Genomic DNA, 19,626 nt, shown 5'->3' on the forward strand with positions numbered 1-19,626 from the left:
TTTTTGCACTCCACCGATTCGCCGGCCAGGGTGGCGGTCTGGGATCAGGCCCCGCTCAGATCCCCGTCTGGCCGGCCTCACACGGTGGTGTTGGCGGTGGCGAGCTGTGATCGGACTCGCACCAGCGGCGCGTGCGGGCTGTGTGGCTGCGGGATGGCCGCGAGGGTGAAGTCGGCGATGGCGCCGGGGCGAAAGACCAGGCAGTGCGTGGAGCCGCCGAACTGGAAGTAACCGAGTTCTTCACCCTTGGCGACGTGGTAGCCCGGCGTGATGTTCGGGTGGATGTTGCAGGAGGAGACCTCCACCATGCCCACCGGTACGAAGGCCAGCAGGCCGATCACCGGATGATCGGCTTCAATGAGGACGATCGCCCGCGCGGCGACATGGGCCAGGTAGGACTGCGAGTCGGTTTCGGAGTAGTAGGTGCCCTCCTTCAGGAACGCCCGCACGATCGTGCCGGCGACCGGACTGTGCCACCGGTGGTAATTGGTGGCGCTCAGAAAGCCTTGATAGACGGTTCCGCCGACGAACTGTTCGACTGATTCGTCATTGGCCAGCATGTCCTGCAGCGAATATGGTCGGCTCTTGATCCAGAACCGGTCCTGGCGCTGAACGTCGGTGCTGATCCGGTGCGGCGTGGACTCACAGGCACTGACGATCACCGTGTCGTCTTCCGGTGAGGCGACCGGACGTGCACCGTCGGTGAAGCGTCGGGTGAAGAAACCGTTCCAGGAGACAAAGCCCCAGTGCTCGTCGTGCGGGTCGTGTGCATACTGCTCGATCCCCACCGCCCGTTGGGCCGCAGCACACTTCCAGCCGGTGGGCGAGTCGTTGAGCACGTACAGCGAATCGGGGCCGCTGAGGAACTCACACCACGCGGTCAGGATCTTCTTCAGCATCGCGTTGATCCGTGGGTCGCGGAAAGCGGCCAACCCCGCCGGGGTTGACGCCGCCCAGTCCAGGATCGCGCCCAGCGGGATAGTGACCACGTTCTCGCCGAACTCGGGCGCCATCGTCAACACCTCATTGATCAGGCGCACCAGCTGCGACACACTCTCCAAGTGCCGTTTGCGGTACCGCTTGGTTCGCGGCACCTCGGCGATCATCTCGTTGACGTACAACCGCACCACCGGGTCGGTGTCGATCAACTCGTGGAACTCAGTAAGCACCGGATGCAGAGCCACCTGCTCGCCCTTTGCTTGCACCCGCTCCCGGTGCCCGTCAAGCCAGGACTCCAAATCATCCTGATCCAGCGGCAACCAGCCGGCCCGACGCCGCACATCCCCACCATCGGAACCAGCCGCCATACCCCCAAACCTAACGGAAACGGTTTCCGTCCGACAGTTCTGCTCCTTGTCGCCAACCGCAATTCGTGGCCCGGCTTAGCATCGACTCTTCAGTGGCGGTACGCGGTGGCCCGTCCGATCCGCCAGCCCAAGACTTGCCATCGTTACAAACGAAATACCCGGTCCAGGTAGCCCGCGACGAGCGCGTCGGCGCGGCCGCGCGCCGCGACGGCCTGCCGATCAGCCTCTGCGAGCAGTTCGGTTGGATCGACGACGTGGGGGTGGGCCCGCGTCGCTTCGGCGTTGTCCAGCCAGCGCTTGATTCCGGCCGTGGTTACCTCCGGATGGAACTGCACGCCCAGGCTGCGGCCGACCCGGTATGCCTGCACAGCAGCGGCGTTCCTGGCCAGTTCGATCGCGCCCGGTGGCGGGGTAAAACTGTCGTAGTGCCATTGGAACCACGGGCCGGTCGGGATCAGCGCGGGCACGTCGGAATCGATACGCACCCACCCGACTTCCGGGTCCACCGACCGGGCGACCGAACCGCCCAGGGCCCGCGCCAGTACCTGGGCACCGAAACAGATGCCGAGCACGGCACCGCCAGCCGCGACGGCCCCGGACAACCACCCTAGCTCGGTCGTCAGCCATCGGCCGATACCCACGTCGTCATAGGCGGCCCACGGCGCGCCTAGCACCACCAGTAGGTCGTAGTCCGAACTGGCCGGAAAGGACACCTCGATGTTCGGTGAGTCATGTCGATCCGCAGTCACCACCAGGAATTCATCCACCTTCCAGTGCCGATCCGACAACGCGTCGCCGATCAGGCCGGTGGACGACACGGCGTCGTGCAAGACACACAGCGCACGCACGGTTACTCCCGTCAGTGAGTGGTGACGCGGATCAGGAACCGCTAGATCCCGTCCACGAAGTTGCTGCGCACCCCTGCTACGTCGCCGGCCAGCTCTCAATTCTTAGTTCTGAGACACGTGCGCCGACAGCGCCCAACATGCGGGGAGACGATGACGAGCATTGTGTTGTTCACGGTGGGGTGTCAATCGAGACATGGTCAGGCTAGTGAAGGCGCCCCAGAAGCGCCTTTCTCCGGTGCGGACATAGTGGAATGAGCGGCGCCGCGAGGAAGCCCCCCAAACAGCCTGAAGCGAAGCGTTTCCTGCCGCCTCACAAAATTGCCGGCCGATAGTCGCCGTAGGCAGAGGTGTAGCTCTGGCGGCGTGTCCAGTGTCCCGGAGCTCGACGAGCTGCCATACAGACGTGGGTCACGCCGATGACTTGGGAAGAAGTCATCCGGCCTTGGGCATCCGTGGTGTTTCGCTGGTTCCGGCGTCTTGTCCCGGTGTGTCGTGGGTTTGGGAGTCGGGATCGATCGTGTCGGCGCGCTCGAACTCTCGGTTCACCTCGCTGCGGGAGGTAGCCGCTTCGGTGTGACGTGCTTGTGCTTGGTGTTGTAGGCCGGCCGCGTGCGCTGTCATGGCGTCGGCCTCGGCTTGCGCGGCGCGGGCCTTGGCTGCCGTCTCGTCGGCGAGCGCTTCGCGTTGGCCCACTTCGTGGGACTGTTCGACGGCTTTGTCGCGGATGTCGCCGGCTTGGACGCGGCGGTGTTCGGTGCGTTTCTTGTGCGCCACCCACGCGATTGCGGCGACGAGCAGAACTGCCGCGACAACGATGACGACGATCCAAACGATAGTGCTGGTAGTCATGTCGGCTCCTTGCATTGGTTGAGCATGGTGGTTGTTGAAATCGGTTGGAATTGAGTTGTGCCCTAGTTTCTGTGTGGATGTATGGGGGGAGGATTGCCCGGGTCAGTGTTTGACGGCGTCTTTGAGCTTGGCCCCGGCTTGTTTGGTGTTGCCCTTGAACTGATCGACGCGTCCCTCGGTGCGCAGGCGGGTGTTGCCGGTGGCGCGGCCGAAGTACTTCTTGGTGGCGCCCTTGGCCCCTTCGAGCTTGTGGGCGATCTTCTTGTTTATGCTCACTGTTTCTTACCTATGTTCGTTGCGGATTCTTTTTCTTTTCGGGGATCACAGCTTGCGACTGAGAACTTCCCCGAATGAACTGGATCGGCGCTTACCGGCGTCCGTCGCCGGCGCGCGATGCAGTCGGTTGTCGACCCCACGACCGGCGACCGAGGAAGGAACCCCTCATCCCCCTGGGTCGGGTCGGTGCCAATTCTGAGTTCACCGTTGAGCGGGCGGGCACGCCGACGGGCTGGTGTTCGAAGTCGTGGTCTCGGTTCACAAACGCCTCTTCGCGCCGGGACCTTTGAAGTTCACGACGGGCGTCGCGCCCGCGGCCCGCGGTGCGGTGTGCACCGGCCAGCAACACACTCATACCGAGCATCGCCAGCGCGCCAATCACGATCCCGAAAAGGAACAATGTGCCGGTCGACCCGGTGACGTGATAACCCAACACCGAGAAGTTCTCGCTCAACGGGTGAGCGGCCCCGGCATTGTTCAGCACGCCGAGGAACCCGACGACGACCGCGAACAGTAAAACAACTAATCCAACGATGACAATCACGTCGAGGTCTCCAATCGCAGTGCTTGATATCCATTACACACCGCACGTAGCCTGGTGTCAACAGTGTTAACTTACATAGTTAAACATATTGTTGACTGACGGTGTTGAATTAGTGTCGGTAGCCGTCTCGACGGCGAGGCAGAAGGGAAGTGCTCAGGCAATGACCAGACAGTCGGCCATGCCCGGCGCGGGTGCTCACGACAAGGACCCGTCCGCCACCGGCAAAGGCAACGGTCAGCTCAACCGGTCGATGATCCTGCAGACCGCGCTGCGCATCGTGGACCGCGACGGTGTGGACGGACTGTCGATGCGCCGTCTCAGCGAAGCGGTGGGCCGAGATCCGGTGATGCTCTACCGGCACGTCCCCAACAAAGCCGCAGTGCTCGACGGCGTCGCGGAGATGGTGCTCGCACAGCTATCGGTGGACAGTACCGACCCGGACTGGGCCGGCCAATTGCGTACCGTCGCACGCGAATTCCGCCAATTGGCCCTGACGCACCCCAACGTGGTGCCGCTGCTGGTCACTCGCCCGTTGGCTACCCCGCTCGGTCAGCGGCCACCAGGAATGCTGCGGCCGCTAGAGGACGTCCTTGCACTGCTCACATCCGCCGGCTTCACCGGCGAGGATGCCCTGCACATCTACCGAGTCCTGTTCGGCTACCTCTACGGCCACATCCTCAATGAGTTGCAAGAGGTTATCGAGCGACCCGAGGAAACCGACGATGTGCTCCGACTCGGTCTGCACCGGCTGGCGATCACCGAATTCCCTCAACTGCGCCAGCTGGCACCCGCCCTAGCCTGCTACGACGGCGCTGCCGAACTGGACCGCTTCCTCGACCTGCTGATCCCCGGCATGACCGCAACCCTCAGCGGCCGCGACGGGCCAGCCGCGACCGTCGACGACGATCAGGCTCCGACTTCGCGGCCACGGCCCGGCGCTATGTAATCGTCGCCTCACGGCTCAGCCACGTAGAAACGTCAGAACATCGCGAAGTGTCCGCCGCGGCGTCGCGGGGGTACCTCCCCAAGCACAGTGGCTTCGCCGACGCGGACCAGAAGTTGCGGCATACCTGCCCGTCCGGTGAAGGTGCCGATGAGGCGGCGGCTGGACTGTAGCTCCGTGAGATGGCTCCGTGTGCATGTCGCCATGCTGGCCAACGTGCACTCCAACAACACGGCGGACAATGCTTCGCCGCATCGCAAGGCGTCATCGCGGGTGTCGAGGTGGACTGTGCGAGCATCGGCGGCGTCGCGCAGCACTGATTTCAAGGACTCCCAGTTCCTCGTAGCGGCGAAGGGAAGCCGATCGGGCGATGGCGGGAGCCGGGTAGACAGCCAACGTCGATAGATTTCCCGACCCGAACAACCTCGATCATCTCGCGTCACTCGATTTCAGCCCAATGCGCCTCGTCACTGATGGCCATCGCCGCCGGGCGGATGCGATCCTTACAGATGGTCAAGCATGGTGCCGCAGCTGATGTAGGCCTCACGCCCCGACTTGTCGGTGGAGCAGAGAATCCGGCTGCGATCGACGAACAGGTCTAGTCCCGGACCCTCGGCGATCCATTGCCAGGGTTGGCTGTTGTGCAACGACGGGCCGCATTTCAGGACTCTCATCTCGACTGTAGATCGCTCTTCAGCGAGTTAAGCTGTGGCACAGCACGATCCGCGCCGGCAACGCGTGGAGTTGCCGACGCGGCGCGCCGGACAGCAATACGCTCAGCCCGTGAGACACCATCGCTCCAACCACGATCCCGAACAGGAACTGCGTGCCCGCCAACCCGGTCGCTCAATACGGCGAGCTGTCATGAGTGCCGCGGGCACTAATCAGCATGGTGATCGCGACCGTGACGACGACAAGCACAACAATCAATCCAACGATGACAAGCATGTCGATGCCTCTGATCCGGGTGCTAGGTCTCCAGTGCACGTCGTATTGGAGGAGTTGTCAACGATGTTGACCTACAAGGCGGCAGTGTTGGCGAAGTAACTGTGGTTGGGATTCTTTCTCCTGACGCTTCTGTTCCTCGGGCCGTCGGCCCGATCGGCCGCCGTGGCTGCAGAACCTCGAGTGCGCCCGCGAGTCGCTACCTCTCGCTCGTCAGGTCCACCGAAATGGACCGAGTTCATGGTGACGTGGGGTTGCACAACCATCCAGCCGGCACTTGCCAGAGCAGAGCAGGCTCGTCAAGTGGTGTGGGGCATCATGACGTCATGGCAATGACGCTCCAGCAACTGCGCGATGCCTCGGACGACGACCTGATAAAGGCGCACGATGACATCGCCCCTGCCCTCAATCCCAGCGTGAGCTACTACCTCGATGAGCTTGGCCGCCGGGACACAGAGCGCGCGATACGCGCGGATCAGAAACTGGCCAAATACATCCTGTACCTCACCGTCGCGAATGGGTTGCTCGCTGTGATCTCGATCTGCGTTGCGCTCGCGGCCTTCTTGGCCAAGTGACGGGGGACACGCCAGGACTACGCTTGGTGTGAAATGACTCTAGGTGGCGCGTGATGAAGGAAGATGGGGTCGATGTCGTGGGAAGCTTCCCGACCGAAAGTTTGCCGGTGACGACGTTCGTTAAATACGCGATGCTTATGCCCGGCGAATCGTGTGCGCGTCCGCTACCAGACTCTCGCGCAGCAGCGTTGTCGGTTGGTCTTGGTGAGCGCCCACGGTGTGCAACCTGAGGTGCCCGCGTGACCATGCAGGAACAGCTTCTTGCCGAGGTCGATGAGCACCGCGGTGCGGGCGCCGCTGATCGGGCGGGCGTGAGCATGCTCGACGTGACCCTCATCCCCGGTTCTCGTAGAACGGGAAGCGTCGACGACGATCCGAGCACGCTCGTTGAACCGTCGCACCGTACACGCCTGTTGGTGACCCCGAAACCGGGGTGAGAATAATCTCTCACGACCCGAGCCCCATGCCGAACCAGCGTAAAATCGATCGTGGTTGATGGTCCAGCCGGCCCGGAACGCCCTGTCCCTCCGGTGACAGCGTGAGAGCGATCGCTCGCAATCGGGCAACCTCGGTGATCCCCGTCTCGAGAGTTCACTATGCATATGCGTCCCCATGGGACTGTCACCCAGCACACTCAGCACACGGCAGCGGGGGTTGCCGCCCGGGAACCGTCGGCGACATCGGTGGTGGAAGATCGGATGCCCCTGACCGGTGGCGCGATCTCCTACACGAAGGCCGGATCCGGGCCGGCAGTGCTGCTAATCCATGGTCTGGGCGGCACGCGCCGCACTTGGGGGCCCCTGATCCCCGGCTTGGCGCGCACCCACACGGTGATCGCGCCCGATCTTCCCGGCCATGGCCTGTCGGACCCGCCGGCCGGGGACTATTCACTAGGGGCGCATGCCTGCGCGATGCGTGATCTGCTGCTCACGCTGGGCTATCCCCGGGCGAGCATTGTCGGTCACAGCCTCGGGGGTGGTGTCGCGTTGCAGAGCGCCTATCAGTTCCCCGAGCGCACCGAGCGCGTCGTCCTGATCAGCAGCGGCGGTCTGGGTGCCGAAGTCACCCCCCTGCTGCGGGCGGCCACCTTGCCCGGTGCTGACGCGGTCGTCGCCGGGCTCAGCGCGATCCCGGCGACCCTGACCCATCGACTGTTCGGCGTGCTGCCGGCGCTGATCGGACACTCCGACGCCCGCGTGCTCGCCGACGTGCTGCGCGGGTTGAGCGACGACCACCAACGACGAGCGTTCCTGCGCACGGCGCGCACCGTCATCGACTGGCGCGGGCAGACGGTCAGCGCCGGCCGCCAACTGGGCCTACTCAGCGAGGTCCCGCTGCTGGTTGCCTGGGGTGCCAACGACAAAACCATCCCCCCACAGCACCACCACGCCCTCGCCCAACGTGTCCCCCACGCGGTGACCGTGGAGATCGCCGAGGCGGGGCACTACCCGCACGAAACCGCCCCAACACAGGTGCTTTCTGCGCTGCAGACCTTCCTGGCCGCGACCAAGCCGTTCCGCTACAGAGAGGACCACTTTGTGCAACTCCTGACCTGCGCCGACCCGGTTGAGACCCGCCGTGCTGCGGCCGGCTCGTTGCCCGGGCGCGCATCCTCGTCCGATCATCTGGTCAGGCACTGATGGCTATCGCAGACGTCGCCGAATACGCGCATCTGAGCGGCGCGGACCTTGAGGCACTCGCCGTCGAGTTGGACACGATTCGTCGCGACGTCGAGGATTCCCGCGGTGCGGCCGACAGGACGTATATCCAGCGCAGCATCGCTATTCAACGTTGGCTGGACCTGGCCGCACGCGTGATGATCGGTGCTAGCCGCAGCAGGACGGGGTGGGTGCTGGGGACGCTCGCGTTGGCCGCGGCCAAGAGCATCGAGAACATGGAATTGGGTCACAACATCGGCCACGGTCAATGGGATTGGATGAACGACCCCGAAATCCACTCCACCACCTGGGAGTGGGACATGGCGGGGCTGTCCTCGCAATGGCGGTACTCTCACAACTACCGCCATCACGTGTTCACCAACGTCGTCGGCGTCGACGACGACCTCGGGTACGGCGTCCTGCGGGTCACCCGTGACCAACAGTGGAAGCCCAGCAATCTGCTGCAGCCGCTGCGACATCTGTTGTTGTCGGTCACTTTTGAATGGGGTATCGCACTACACGGTCTGCACTCCGAACATCAGCGCGCGCGGACCGAGGCCGAAAAATCCGCTCACACCCGAGCGCTGCTCCGCAAAATCGCCCGCCAGGCAGGCAAAGACTACCTGCTCTTGCCCGCGCTCGGCGGGCGGCGCTGGCGGCGCGTCCTATACGCAAACGCGGTCGCCAACCTGCTGCGAAACCTATGGGCGTACGCGGTAATCTGCTGCGGCCACTTCGCCGACGGAGCCGAGAAATTCGTCCCCGAGACCCTAGAGGGTGAGACCAAGCCGCAGTGGTATCTGCGGCAAATGCTGGGAAGCGCCAACTTTCGTGCCGGGCCGGTGATGGCGTTCATGAGCGGAAACCTCTGCTACCAGATCGAACACCACCTCTACCCCGACCTGCCCAGTAACCGCTACCCGCAAATCGCGAGGCGGGTGCAGGAGGTCTGCGCCAAATACGACCTGCCCTACACCACCGGCCCACTGGCCTGCCAGTACCTACTCGTCCTGCGCACGATCATCAAATTGGCCATGCCGGAACGGTTCCCGCGCGCCACCTCCGACGACGCCCCCGAAACCGCCTCCGAAAACAGATTCGGCAGCCTCATGACACGACCCCGTGTAGGAGCCAACCCCACCGCACGTCGACGCGGACTGCCACCGCGATCCGCAGCGGCAAGGACCGGCTCGACCAACGACGCACGTCAGCGCGCTGCCGAGTTGTCGCGACTCCTCAATGACCGCCACCGACGCTGAGTCCTCGGACAGGATCATTGCCGCCGACGCCGTCTACGCTCCGCAACATGATTCGTGACTTCTCAGATGCCGTGATCTAGCCGCTGCCTCTGCCGGGGCTTCATTCACTCGGACTGCCGAGTCCCGTTCGTGCGGAACGCGGGGTGGAAGCGTCCTGCGGGGCGTGGAGCCACCGGCGCAGAACTGTTTACACCGTTCGGCGGGTTGGAGGCACGCGGTGGGCAGCGGCGGAGTCCTTCCGCGGGGTCGTCCTCGTCGGCTGCGGCTACACCCCCAGCAAGCCCACCGGGAACTCGACACCCCCAGGCAGCCACCCACGGTGGAACGGACCGACTGACCGTTGCAATCATCCTGACGCGACTCACCCCTGGCGGCGCTGATCAGTTCGACATCCACTAAGTGCTCCGCACGGCACTCGCCAGCCACCCGGTGTAACGTCAGCGAGGTTGGAACCGTCAACCGGTCCGGGATTAGGCCAGCCGTCCGCCGCTGCCTCGCAGAGCACTCGCTCGCCGCCGGGCACCCCAGTGAGACTCCCGCTCGCACCCGGCAGACTCAAATCCGGATTTGCGAATCACTCACCTACGCGTCCGTCTCCAGCCAAATCCATGCGGCATCGTGAACGGGGCGTCGATTGCACAGAAGGCTCATCGCGTGACTTACTGTATCGGCGTAATGCTCGACAAGGGCATGATTTTCGCCTCGGACTCTCGTACGAATGCCGGGGTGGATAATTTCGCCAAGTTCTGCAAGATGACGGTATTCGAGCGTCGCGGCAACCGCGTTGTCGTTCTGCTGAGTTCGGGAATGCTGGCCGGAACTCAGGCGGTCATCAGCGTGTTGACGCAGCGTTGTGCTGACGGCGAGGCGGCCACCAATGTCTTGGGTGCCCGGACGATGTTCGACGTCGTGAGGCTGGTCTCTGACGCGACGCGCGATATCGAGAAACGCGACGCCGGGTATCTGGAAGAGAACAACATCCGGTTCAATGCCTCGTTCATCGTCGGTGGGCAGATCGTCGGCGAGCCGATACGGCTGTTCCGGACCTATGCCGAAGGCAATTTCATCGAAGCGGGGACCGACACGCCCTTCTTACAGACCGGTGAAACCAAGTACGGAAAGCCGATCCTCGACCGCGTACTTACGCAACACACACCCCTTGCAGACGCCACGAAGTGTGTGCTGGTGTCTTTCGATTCGACCATGCGCAGCAATTTGTCGGTGGGCATGCCGATCGACCTGATCTGCTACGAACGGGACAGCCTCGAAGTGCAGTTGCGGCGGCGATTCGATGAGGGCGACCCCTATTTCACCGCGCTCAGCGACGAATGGGGCGAAGGTGTGCGGCAGGTGTTTCGCCATTTGCCCGAGCTGCAGTGGTGACGGGTTGTCACCGTGGATACCTTCATCATCACTTGTGAACACGGCGGCAACCGCGTACCCGCGCCTTATCGGCGGCTGTTTCGGGGGCAACGGGCGCTGCTGGATTCCCACCGTGGCTACGATCCCGGGTCGCTGGTCATGGCGAAGGCACTCGCCAGTGCCTTCGCGGCGCCCCTTGTGGCTTCGACTGTCAGCCGTCTGCTTGTCGATCTGAACCGCTCGATCGGCCACCCACAACTTTTTTCGGCGGTGACCCGCGGCGCGCCGGCCCAGACCCGGGCGCAGATCGTCGACGAGCATTACCGGCCCTATCGAAGGCAGGTCGAGCGTCTCGTCGGGCAAGCGGTAGCGCGCGGGCATAGCGTGATCCACATTTCGTCGCACAGCTTTACCGGGGAGCTGGATGGCAGGGTGCGCGGCACCGATGTGGGTTTGCTCTACCACCCTGGTCGGCGCGGTGAGGCGGAGGTGTGCGCCCGCTGGAAGGAATCGCTCGCGGCATCCGCTCCGGAACTTCGCGTACGCCGCAATTACCCGTATGCCGGCAAGGGAGACGGGTTGACCTCGCACTTGCGGCTGCGCTTCGCGCAGAGCGATTACGTAGGAATAGAACTGGAAGTCAACCAGGGCATCGTTTTGGCCGCGGGCCGACGCTGGACGGCGTTGCGGCGCATGCTGATCGATTCGTTACGCACGGCATGTGCGGCCTCATGATTCACGCCCCGCACCATGGGACACACGCGAGGACTTTCCACCAACGACGGCGGTCGTGACCGTCCTCACCTGCTGGATACCGGAGAGAAATAATGCAGATTCACGTCGGCTTCGAAATGATCTACGACTGCCCGCAGCCCACCCCGATGATCTTGAACCTCAACGTCCACTTCACCCGCGTGTCCGATCTGGTCGGCCGTGACGAGCTGGTGTTCGACCCGCCGGTGCCGATGGCCGCCTATCGTGACGGCTTCGGCAACTGGTGCACCCGCATTATTGCGCCGCAAGGCCGCACGCGCGTATCGGCCGATGCGCTCGTCAACGACACTGGACTCCCCGACGCCATTGTTCCTCAGGCACAGCAGATTCCCGTGTCGGACCTGCCCGAAGACACCCTTGTCTTCCTGCTCGGCAGCCGGTATTGCGAAACCGATCGGTTGTCAGAGACGGCGTGGAATCTCTTTGAGCACGCGCCCCCGGGATGGGGCCGCGTTCAGGCAATCTGCGACTACGTTCATCGACATATCACGTTCGGCTATGAGCACGCGCGCATGACACGGACGGCGTTGGAAGCCTATTACGACCGGACCGGCGTCTGCCGTGATTTCACGCATCTTGCCGTTGCCTTCTGTCGCTGCATGAACATCCCGGCGCGCTACTGCACCGGGTACCTCGGCGACATCGGTGTGCCGCCGGTGGATGATCCGATGGATTTCGCTGCCTGGTTTGAGGTGTTTCTCGGCGGGCAATGGCATACCTTCGATGCGCGCAACAACACCCCGCGCATCGGCAGGGTGTTGATCGCGCGTGGCCGTGACGCCGCCGACGTCGCGCTGAGCAACACGTTCGGTCCCGCCACATTGACGAGCTTCAGGGTATGGACCGACGAAGTACGCACCGGTTGAGTCACGCCCTCCAGTCGTACCGTGCTAAACGGCGAATGACGTGCGGGCCCGCGACCATTCATCCGTCTTACGGGTGGCAGTGCGCGGTCTCTATGTGCATCCTCAGCACCAGAGGCCGCGCACGGAACTGTTTGCCCCGCCTTCGGAATCCCACGTCGAGCCTTCGGAATCCCACGTCGACTGTGCCGCAGCCCTATCCTTGCGTTCCGCGGCGCGGGGTATGCCCGCACGGATTACTTCGTGGACGGTCAAGTACGGCCTGTCGGTACCTGCTTGCGTCGATCTGCCCATGACGGCATGGTTACCGGCAACTCGCGCTTCGATGGTGTGCGTACGGACCGTCTCTCTGTCTGCCAGCAGAAGCGAGCTACTTGTTTTTGTGTGCCTTAGGAATCGGGACGGCGTGGAGGTGACCCTAATGGCGGATCGTCGCGCTGCCACGCCGGCGCCTGCTCATGGGGTCGCGCGCCGACTTCTGGTGTTCAAGTTGCCGGATCAGCTCGCGCTTTGCTTCGCAGATAGCGCGGGTGATGTCCGGATTCTCGGCGACCGCTACTAGCGGCGGACGGCCGGGCAGGCTCGTGCGCAAAGTGACGCGCTGCTCCGTGCCGCCGCGGTCCTGCAACGAGATTTCCACATCAATGTCCCGCGGATCCCATCGTCCCAGCAGGTGCGACCGAGCGTAGACAAGGTCTCCAGCACGTGCGGGCGCTCCTTTTGCTTGAAACCCGCACCGACGTGAAGCACGTTCTCGCCGAAAGCATCTCGTTGTTCGTTGTCAGATCTCATAGTGGTCGTTCTCCTTCGACTTGCACGGCAAGCAGGCACTCGGGGTTTCTCCAGGCAGTGTCGTCGTTGTGCGGTGGTCGAATCCGATTTCCCGGGAACAGACGGAAAACACGTTCACCCCATCGGCAACTTCCAGATTAACTCCGGCGATGGCTGGTTTCCGGTAGATCTCCATTGAACACCATTGGAGGCAGGACTGTCAACACCGTTGACCTACAGCGTTGTATTGCACACCCTCTGAAATGTCTTGGGTCTCAGTGGCTCAGGGCTGCAAGGAGTTCGGGTAGCGGCACGGTAGCGAAACTATTGAGGCCTGGCATCGGTGGGCGACATCGGTGCCGGGCTCATTCAAAGCCGCGGTGAAAATACCCAGGTCTGCCGCCGCCGCGCACGGGCCGTCGCTGTGCACGAGGAGGATTCCGAGACGCGAGTCAGGACGAGTACCGTAGACTGTTTCCCACCTGTCACGGTACGGCTGGGCTTTCCGGCTCAGCGCGGGCGCGGGCGCGGCGCACTGCTTCGTCGACAAGGCGTTGGGCCACATCAGCCAACTTGCGGTGCTCGGATTGGCTCATCGCCCGCAGCTGGGTGAACGCGTCCTCGGCGCTGCGCCCGGTGCGTCCGCGGATGAGGCCGATCGCTTGATCGATCACCGGGCGGGTGGACAGCGCCTTCTGCAACTGGACAGAGAGAGCAAGCGCGTCCGCGAGGATCTGCGCGTTGTACACAGCGACTGCCGCCGGTTTGGCGAACAGCTCCCCGAATTCGGCGGCGTGCTCATCGAAAACGTCTTTGCCGTAGGCATATACGTTGATCGCCCCGACCACCCGATTCGGCAGCAGCAGCGGTAGCGACAGCGCCTGTGGACCCCCAACCTGCCCATGCGCGGATCGAACCGCGGCCACATCTTCTCCCCGCCCAACGACCCGGAGCGCACCGTGCGACGTTCCAGCGCCGCCGTGCTGCAGGGCCCCTCATTGAGGGTCACGTACTGGATTTCATCAATCTCGGCGACAAAGGGAGCGCTGGCCGCCAACGCCGCGACCATGTTGTCCACCCGGTCGACGTTCAGCAACGTCACCCCAGCACCATCAGCACCCGGTATCGCGCACACCGCGAACGCCGCCACCTCGGCCAGCAACTCAGGCAAGCGCAGATGACCGGCGACCAGACCCGCGAGATTGTCGATCCCCGCCCGCAAATCGGCGTCATCGCCACTGAGCTGCTCCGATGTCCGCGACCCCAACGGCGGCCCATCAACGTCCCCGGTGACCTTCGCCATTTGCGCTACCTGCTTCATCATCCTGCTGGAGCCCGACATTTCCGGCGACCGGCCCTATACCCAGGGCGCATCCGCCACGAGATGACTTCCATCCTAGGGCGAAGTTGGTCGGTCGGCCTAAGTTGGCTGGCTCTTGCTGCCCTTGGACCTACAGGCCGAACAACTGTGCGGAACTCTCTAACCGGTGTAGTGTTGTCGCTGCTAAGAATCTCAGCTGGTCCGGGACGGGTTTCGCCGTACGCTGCGGAACCTCAGGAGCGTGGCTCCGAGCTCGAACAACTCCGGTGATCGTCCGCACGATTGGATCACCATGACCCACACATTGTCACGTTCTTCACCCCTGCCCGGTGATGCCATTTACTTCACGCCTTCCTCCAAGCCGGACGAGGGTCCACTAGCGCGATTCGATACTCACTGGATGAAGTCGTCGGTGGCCATTGTCAGCGCCCGCGGCGAGATCGACATAACGAACGCAGACACCCTCACCGAGTATTCACTTGCCAACCTGATGCGTTGTCGCGGAATAATTCTCGATCTGACCCGTCTGAAATTCTTTGGCGCCGCGGGCTTCTCGGCGCTACACATGATCTCCGTGAGCTGTGCTCGCGCTGGAACAGAGTGGGCGTTGGTACCTGGTAGTGCGGTATCCCGAGTGCTACAAATCTGCGACCCGGATGGCATGCTGCCGGCCGCCGATACCGTCAGTGCGGCACTGGCCGGCCTCAAGGATCGGCGTCCGAGCCGGACCAGCCGGGGAACTTGACGGATGGCCGACCGCGGTGCGCGTAGTGGCGGTTTCATGACGCCAGCCAATGTCTGATCAGCGGGAGTGTCGGTGTGACGTGTGGTACCGGTGACATGGGGTAGCGAACTGATAGTGGGTCCCGCGAACCGGGTGATCGCGACCGTGCAGAACGGTGTCGAGGTGCTGCGGTTCGGCGGCTTCCAGACCGGATCGCGTCCGTCGCCGTTTCAGATCGTGGAGCGGTGCGAGATGTACCGGCTACGACGCTACTTCCCAGACGGCGCGAACGATCCGTCCCGGCTCCCGGTAGTCCTTGTGCCGCCGATGATGATGTCGGCCAACGTGTTTGACGTCACCAGAGACCAGGGCGCGGTCGGAGTCCTGCATGATCTCGGTGTGGACCCGTGGGTGGTGGACTTCGGCTCACCGGACCGGGAAGCCGGTGGGCTCGAACGCACGTTGAGCGACCATGTCGTCGCGCTGAGCCGCGTAATCGACTCGGTACACGCACACACCGGCCGCAAGGTGCATTTGGCGGGCTACTCGCAAGGCGGCTTGTTCTGCTATCAAACCGCGGCCTACCGACGTTCCGAGGGCCTGGCCAGCGTCATCACATTCGGTGCCGCCGTCGATTCGCTCAGCGGTCTGCCGTTCGGAATTCCCGCGGCCCTGGCGGGCCGCGGCGCCCAACTGATCGCCGACCACGTGTTCAACCGGCTCTGGGTGTCCGAATGGATGGCCCGTACCGGGTTTCAACTTCTCGACCCGATCAAGACGATCCGGGCGAGATTGAACTTTCTCCGGCAACTCCATGACCGAGAGGCGTTGCTGCCCAGGGAACAGCAACGCCGCTTCCTCGAGGCGGAGGGCTGGGTGGCATGGTCGGGTCCCGCGGTCGCCGAACTGTTACGACAGTTCGTGGTCCATAACCGCATGATGGCCGGCGGCGCCGTGATCGATGGCACGTTGATCACGCTCGCCGAAATCACCTGTCCGGTCCTCGCTTTCGTCGGCGAAATCGACGACATCGGCCAACCCGCGTCCGTGCGCGGAATCCGGCGAGCCGCACCCCGCGCCGAGGTGTCCGAGGTGCTGTTGCGGGCAGGTCACTTCGGGCTCGTGGTCGGATCGACCGCCGCCACGCAGACCTGGCCCACCGTCGGTCAATGGGTGCTGTGGCAAGACGGCCGAGGGCCCAGGCCCGGCGGCGTGCATGCGATGGACGCCGACCCCAGCGTCGGGATCGAGGGCGCTGTCGGGCTGTCCTCGCGGATCGGTCACTCGGCGGGTGCGCTGGCCGAACTGGGCATCGGCGTCGGCTTGGGGTTGGCCGACGTCGCGGTGGGGGCGGCGCGCAGCGGCCGGGAGATCGCCGGGGAGGCCATGCGTACCCTGCCCCGCCTCGCCCGCCTCGGGCGGCTGCAGCCCCGTACCCGGGTGTCGTTGGGGAGCTTGATGGCCGAACAGGCGAACAGAGCACCCGAGGAGGAATGCTTCCTCTTCGAGGATCGGGTCCACACCAACGCGGCGGTTGATCACCGCATCGATGACGCGGTGCGCGTTCTCATCGCCGTCGGTATCCGGCAGGGAGCCCACATCGGTGTGTTGATGGACACCAGCCCCAGCGCCGTGGTCGCGATCGGGGCGCTGTCGCGGCTCGGTGCGGTGGCGGTACTGCTACCCCCGGACGACGACCTCGCCGCCGCCGTCCAGCTGTGCGAGGTGGCCGACATCGTCACGGACCCATACCATCTGGCGGCGGCCGCCGCGACCGGCGCCAGGGTGCTCGTCCTCGGTCACGGCCGCGCCGCGGACCTCGGCCCGACGGAGTCGGACCCGGTCGTAGCCTTGGACCGCCCCGACCTGTCCGATGAGCGGCTGCCGCAGTGGTATCGGCCGAACCCGGGCCGGGCAAGTGATCTCGCCTTCGTGTTCTTCAGCACGACGGGAGGGCGCCGGGTGGTCAAGGAGGTCACCAATCATCGGTGGGCGCTGTCGGCCTACGGCACGGCCACTGCCGCCGCGCTCGGCCGCGGTGACACGATCTATTGCCTGACGCCGCTGCACCATCCCTCGGGTCTGATGGTCGGCCTCGGCGGCGCGATCGCCAGCGGGTCGCGCATCGCCTTGACCCGGGGTGTCGACCCAACCCGGTTCGCCGACGAGGTCCACCGCTACGGGGTCACGGTGGTGACCTACACCTGGGCCTTGCTGCTCGAACTGGTGGAGGCGGCGTCGCCCGAGCTTGCCGAACATCATCCGATCCGCCTGTTCATCGGCGCCGGAATGCCAATCGGGCTGTGGCACAAGGTCACCGACCGATTCGCCCCGGCCCGGGTGCTGGAATTCTATGCCTCCACCGAGGGGGACGCGGTGCTGGCCAATGTCGCCGGCACGAAGACCGGGGCCAAGGGTCGGCCGCTGCCGGGCAGCACCCAGATTCGGCTCGCCGCCTACGACGCCGCGACGGGCGGGTTCACCGAGGATGAGCACGGTTTCGTACGACCCTGCGCGGACGACGAGGTGGGCGTGCTGCTAGCCAAGCCGCGCTCCGGACTCGATGCCGCACGCGTGTCGATGCGCTCGGTATTCTCAGACGGAGACACGTGGATCACCACGGACCACCTATTTCGCCGCGACAGCGACGGCGACTACTGGTTCGTCGACAACAGAAACACCGTGATCCAGTCGGTGCACGGACCGGTGTTCTGCCAGCCGATTTGCGACGCCCTCGGCGACATCACCGCGATCGACCTGGCCGTGGTCTATCCCGTTGCCACCGACACGCACGACGTCGCGGTCGCGGCCGTGACGCTTGGCAAAGACGGCGTCCTCACCGCGGCCAGCCTGACCACCGCGTTGGGCGGCCTCCCCCGGGACCAGCGTCCCGCCATCGTTCATATTGTTGACCGCATACCGCTCACGCCCTCCTACCGCCCACTGTCGACCACACTGCGAAAGGCCGGGCTGCCGAAGTCAGGAAAATCGACCTGGTACCACAACTTCACTGACGGCCACTACCGACAATCGGCCCCCGTCGGCGGCAAGCCAAGACGTCTAGCCCCAGCAACCGCGAAAAGCGAGTAGGCCGACCCAGCCCGGACTGGTTGAGAGTCTCAACTTGATTGACGCTCTCCCTTCGGGAGCAATTGTCAAGACCCGTCGATCGCATCTTGGGGTGCGGCCACAACGAACCGTCGATCAGGAGCTACGCGCCATCTGGGTGCGTCGTCCCATCTGGGTGCGTCGTCTTTGTCTTCGCGGATGCGCGGGTCGCGACGCCATTGGCGGACCGCTGCGATCGCTGTCTTGAGCCCGCGGCGGCGCCCTGTCGTTAGGTCGGTCCCGGCGAAACCGGGTTCCAGGCCGGTGAACATCCGCTCGCTGCGGGTCTCAGGAGCGTCGTCGGCGGTATCGCGCAAGAAGCGGTCCGGCAGCGACAGTTTGGCGATGGTCCGCCACGCCTTGCCGTACTGCATCAGGAACGAACCCGTCGTGTAGGGGAGATCGTACTTGTCGCATATTTGTCTGACCCGCACCGAGATCTCGTGCAGCCGGTTGCTGGGCAGATCGGGGTAAAGGTGATGCTCGATCTGGAGACACAGATTGCCGGTCATGAACCGCAATGCCGGCCCAGCGTGAAAGTTGGCGCTACCCAGCAACTGGCGCAGATACCACTGACCGCGTGCCTCGGCGATAACGGCGGTCGCCGCGAATTTCTCAGCGCCATCGGGAAAATGCCCGCAGAAGATCACCGCGTAAGTCCAGAGGTTGCGGATGACGTTGGCCACCACGTTGGCCTTCAGGGTCGATTGGTAGGTCGCCGCAGGCGACAGCGATGTCAGCGCCGGGAACGCGATGTAGTCCTTGACCACCTGCCTTCCAACTTTGGCGGAAAACTCACGCAATAACATGAGGGTGGCTTCGCGTTCCGAGCCGCCCTTGAACAAGTTGCTGAACTCTATGGGCTGCAAGCCAATTCCCCACTCGAATCCCAGCGCGAGGATGGTGTTGTACAGCAGGTTGCCGACGTTATACAACTCCCAGGGCTGGTCACGGGTGACTCGCAGGATGGTGTATCCCACATCGTCATCCATGCCGAGGATGTTGGTGTATTTGTGGTGCTGGAAGTTGTGGGTGAAGCGCCAGTGTTTTGCCGCTGCGGCCATGTCCCACTCCCATGTCGAGGAGTGGATCTCGGGATCGTTCATCCAGTTCCACTGGCCGTGCATGACATTGTGACTGATTTCCATGTTCTCGATGATCTTGGCCAGACCGAGGGTCACCGTTCCCGCCCACCACGCCGGGCGTTTCGAGCTACCGGCCAGCATGAGCCGGCCAGCTAGGTCGAGGACACGTTGCGCGGCGATGGTGCGACGGATGTAGCGTGCGTCTCGCTCGCCACGGGAATCCTCGATGTCCAGCCGGATCGCGTCCAGCTCAACGGCCAGATTCTCGATGTCGGCGTCGGACAGGTGCGCGAAGGCCGGAATATCAGTAATTGCCATCGTTTCCTCTCTTCAGGGCTTCTGTGTCGGGGTTGCCAGCGCTGCGACAAGCCACGACACAACGCCTTATCGGCGCGCGAGGGCGCTACAGGGCTT

General features: G+C 63.9%; 20 protein-coding genes. 11 read left to right on the top strand and 9 right to left on the bottom strand.

Features of this window, described 5'->3' with window-relative positions; all coding sequences use genetic code 11:
• Positions 1-77: 77 nt before the first annotated feature.
• The 5 genes from G6N37_RS18600 to G6N37_RS26310 form a co-directional block, all read right to left on the bottom strand.
• Positions 78-1,307: a phosphatidylserine decarboxylase family protein gene (locus G6N37_RS18600; protein WP_163682631.1), complete on the bottom strand. Its 1,230-nt coding sequence runs from the start codon at positions 1,305-1,307 to the stop codon at positions 78-80.
• A gap of 143 nt (positions 1,308-1,450) precedes the next feature.
• Positions 1,451-2,137, bottom strand: a complete 687-nt coding sequence (locus tag G6N37_RS18605) for a type 1 glutamine amidotransferase (RefSeq protein WP_232075073.1) — start codon at positions 2,135-2,137, stop codon at positions 1,451-1,453.
• A 450-nt stretch (positions 2,138-2,587) separates the two neighbouring features.
• Positions 2,588-3,004 carry a hypothetical protein gene (locus tag G6N37_RS18610; protein WP_163682635.1) on the bottom strand — a complete coding sequence of 139 codons (417 nt, stop codon included), beginning with the start codon at positions 3,002-3,004 and terminating at the stop codon, positions 2,588-2,590.
• Positions 3,005-3,106: 102 nt separating this feature from the next.
• Positions 3,107-3,280 (bottom strand): CsbD family protein, encoded by a 174-nt coding sequence (locus tag G6N37_RS18615; protein ID WP_163682637.1) that lies wholly within the window; start codon positions 3,278-3,280, stop codon positions 3,107-3,109.
• Positions 3,281-3,371: 91 nt separating this feature from the next.
• Positions 3,372-3,824 carry a hypothetical protein gene (locus G6N37_RS26310; protein WP_232075075.1) on the bottom strand — a complete coding sequence of 151 codons (453 nt, stop codon included), beginning with the start codon at positions 3,822-3,824 and terminating at the stop codon, positions 3,372-3,374.
• Between the two features lie 250 nt (positions 3,825-4,074).
• On the opposite strand from G6N37_RS26310, the gene G6N37_RS18625 reads away from it, so the two are divergent.
• On the top strand, positions 4,075-4,770 hold the full coding sequence (locus tag G6N37_RS18625; protein ID WP_232075563.1) for a TetR/AcrR family transcriptional regulator C-terminal domain-containing protein: 696 nt from the start codon (positions 4,075-4,077) through the stop codon (positions 4,768-4,770).
• 500 nt (positions 4,771-5,270) lie between these two features.
• On the opposite strand, the gene G6N37_RS18630 is transcribed toward G6N37_RS18625, so the two are convergent.
• Positions 5,271-5,441, bottom strand: a complete 171-nt coding sequence (locus G6N37_RS18630; protein WP_163682641.1) for a hypothetical protein — start codon at positions 5,439-5,441, stop codon at positions 5,271-5,273.
• Between the two features lie 597 nt (positions 5,442-6,038).
• Between G6N37_RS18630 and G6N37_RS18635 the strand changes: the two genes are divergently transcribed.
• From G6N37_RS18635 to G6N37_RS18665, 7 genes are all read left to right on the top strand, one after another.
• A complete protein-coding gene (locus G6N37_RS18635; protein ID WP_163682643.1) occupies positions 6,039-6,287 on the top strand; it encodes a hypothetical protein in 249 nt (82 codons plus the stop codon).
• A 239-nt stretch (positions 6,288-6,526) separates the two neighbouring features.
• Positions 6,527-6,724, top strand: a complete 198-nt coding sequence (locus G6N37_RS18640) for a hypothetical protein (protein WP_163682645.1) — start codon at positions 6,527-6,529, stop codon at positions 6,722-6,724.
• A 261-nt stretch (positions 6,725-6,985) separates the two neighbouring features.
• A complete protein-coding gene (locus tag G6N37_RS18645) occupies positions 6,986-7,927 on the top strand; it encodes an alpha/beta fold hydrolase (protein WP_163682647.1) in 942 nt (313 codons plus the stop codon).
• Positions 7,927-9,204, top strand: coding sequence for a fatty acid desaturase family protein (locus G6N37_RS18650; RefSeq protein ID WP_163682649.1), 1,278 nt, complete (start codon positions 7,927-7,929; stop codon positions 9,202-9,204). Before G6N37_RS18645 ends, G6N37_RS18650 begins: the two co-directional genes overlap by 1 nt.
• 675 nt (positions 9,205-9,879) lie before the next feature.
• Complete coding sequence (locus G6N37_RS18655; protein WP_163682651.1) at positions 9,880-10,587, top strand: peptidase; 708 nt, start codon at positions 9,880-9,882, stop codon at positions 10,585-10,587.
• Positions 10,588-10,599: 12 nt separating this feature from the next.
• Positions 10,600-11,301: an N-formylglutamate amidohydrolase gene (locus G6N37_RS18660; protein ID WP_163682653.1), complete on the top strand. Its 702-nt coding sequence runs from the start codon at positions 10,600-10,602 to the stop codon at positions 11,299-11,301.
• 92 nt (positions 11,302-11,393) lie between these two features.
• Positions 11,394-12,206 (top strand): transglutaminase-like domain-containing protein, encoded by an 813-nt coding sequence (locus tag G6N37_RS18665; RefSeq protein ID WP_163682655.1) that lies wholly within the window; start codon positions 11,394-11,396, stop codon positions 12,204-12,206.
• Between the two features lie 415 nt (positions 12,207-12,621).
• On the opposite strand, the gene G6N37_RS18670 is transcribed toward G6N37_RS18665, so the two are convergent.
• On the bottom strand, positions 12,622-12,843 hold the full coding sequence (locus G6N37_RS18670) for a hypothetical protein (protein WP_232075077.1): 222 nt from the start codon (positions 12,841-12,843) through the stop codon (positions 12,622-12,624).
• A gap of 616 nt (positions 12,844-13,459) precedes the next feature.
• The gene (locus G6N37_RS26315) at positions 13,460-13,822 is read right to left on the bottom strand and encodes an ANTAR domain-containing protein (RefSeq protein ID WP_232075079.1); all 363 of its coding nucleotides are present in this window, start codon (positions 13,820-13,822) and stop codon (positions 13,460-13,462) included.
• Positions 13,823-13,876: 54 nt separating this feature from the next.
• Between G6N37_RS26315 and G6N37_RS26320 the strand changes: the two genes are divergently transcribed.
• The 3 genes from G6N37_RS26320 (at position 13,877) to G6N37_RS18685 (ending at position 18,109) form a co-directional block, all read left to right on the top strand.
• Entirely contained in the window at positions 13,877-14,155 is a 279-nt protein-coding gene (locus G6N37_RS26320) for a hypothetical protein (RefSeq protein WP_232075081.1), read from the top strand.
• 540 nt (positions 14,156-14,695) lie between these two features.
• The gene (locus tag G6N37_RS18680) at positions 14,696-15,040 is read left to right on the top strand and encodes an STAS domain-containing protein (RefSeq protein WP_163682657.1); all 345 of its coding nucleotides are present in this window, start codon (positions 14,696-14,698) and stop codon (positions 15,038-15,040) included.
• Positions 15,041-15,154: 114 nt separating this feature from the next.
• Complete coding sequence (locus G6N37_RS18685) at positions 15,155-18,109, top strand: AMP-binding protein (protein ID WP_232075083.1); 2,955 nt, start codon at positions 15,155-15,157, stop codon at positions 18,107-18,109.
• A gap of 65 nt (positions 18,110-18,174) precedes the next feature.
• Here the strand turns inward: G6N37_RS18685 and G6N37_RS18690 are convergent, their stop codons facing one another.
• The gene (locus tag G6N37_RS18690) at positions 18,175-19,530 is read right to left on the bottom strand and encodes a fatty acid desaturase family protein (protein WP_163682661.1); all 1,356 of its coding nucleotides are present in this window, start codon (positions 19,528-19,530) and stop codon (positions 18,175-18,177) included.
• Positions 19,531-19,626: the final 96 nt, after the last annotated feature.

The organism is Mycobacterium seoulense, assembly GCF_010731595.1.
GTDB lineage: Bacteria > Actinomycetota > Actinomycetes > Mycobacteriales > Mycobacteriaceae > Mycobacterium > Mycobacterium seoulense.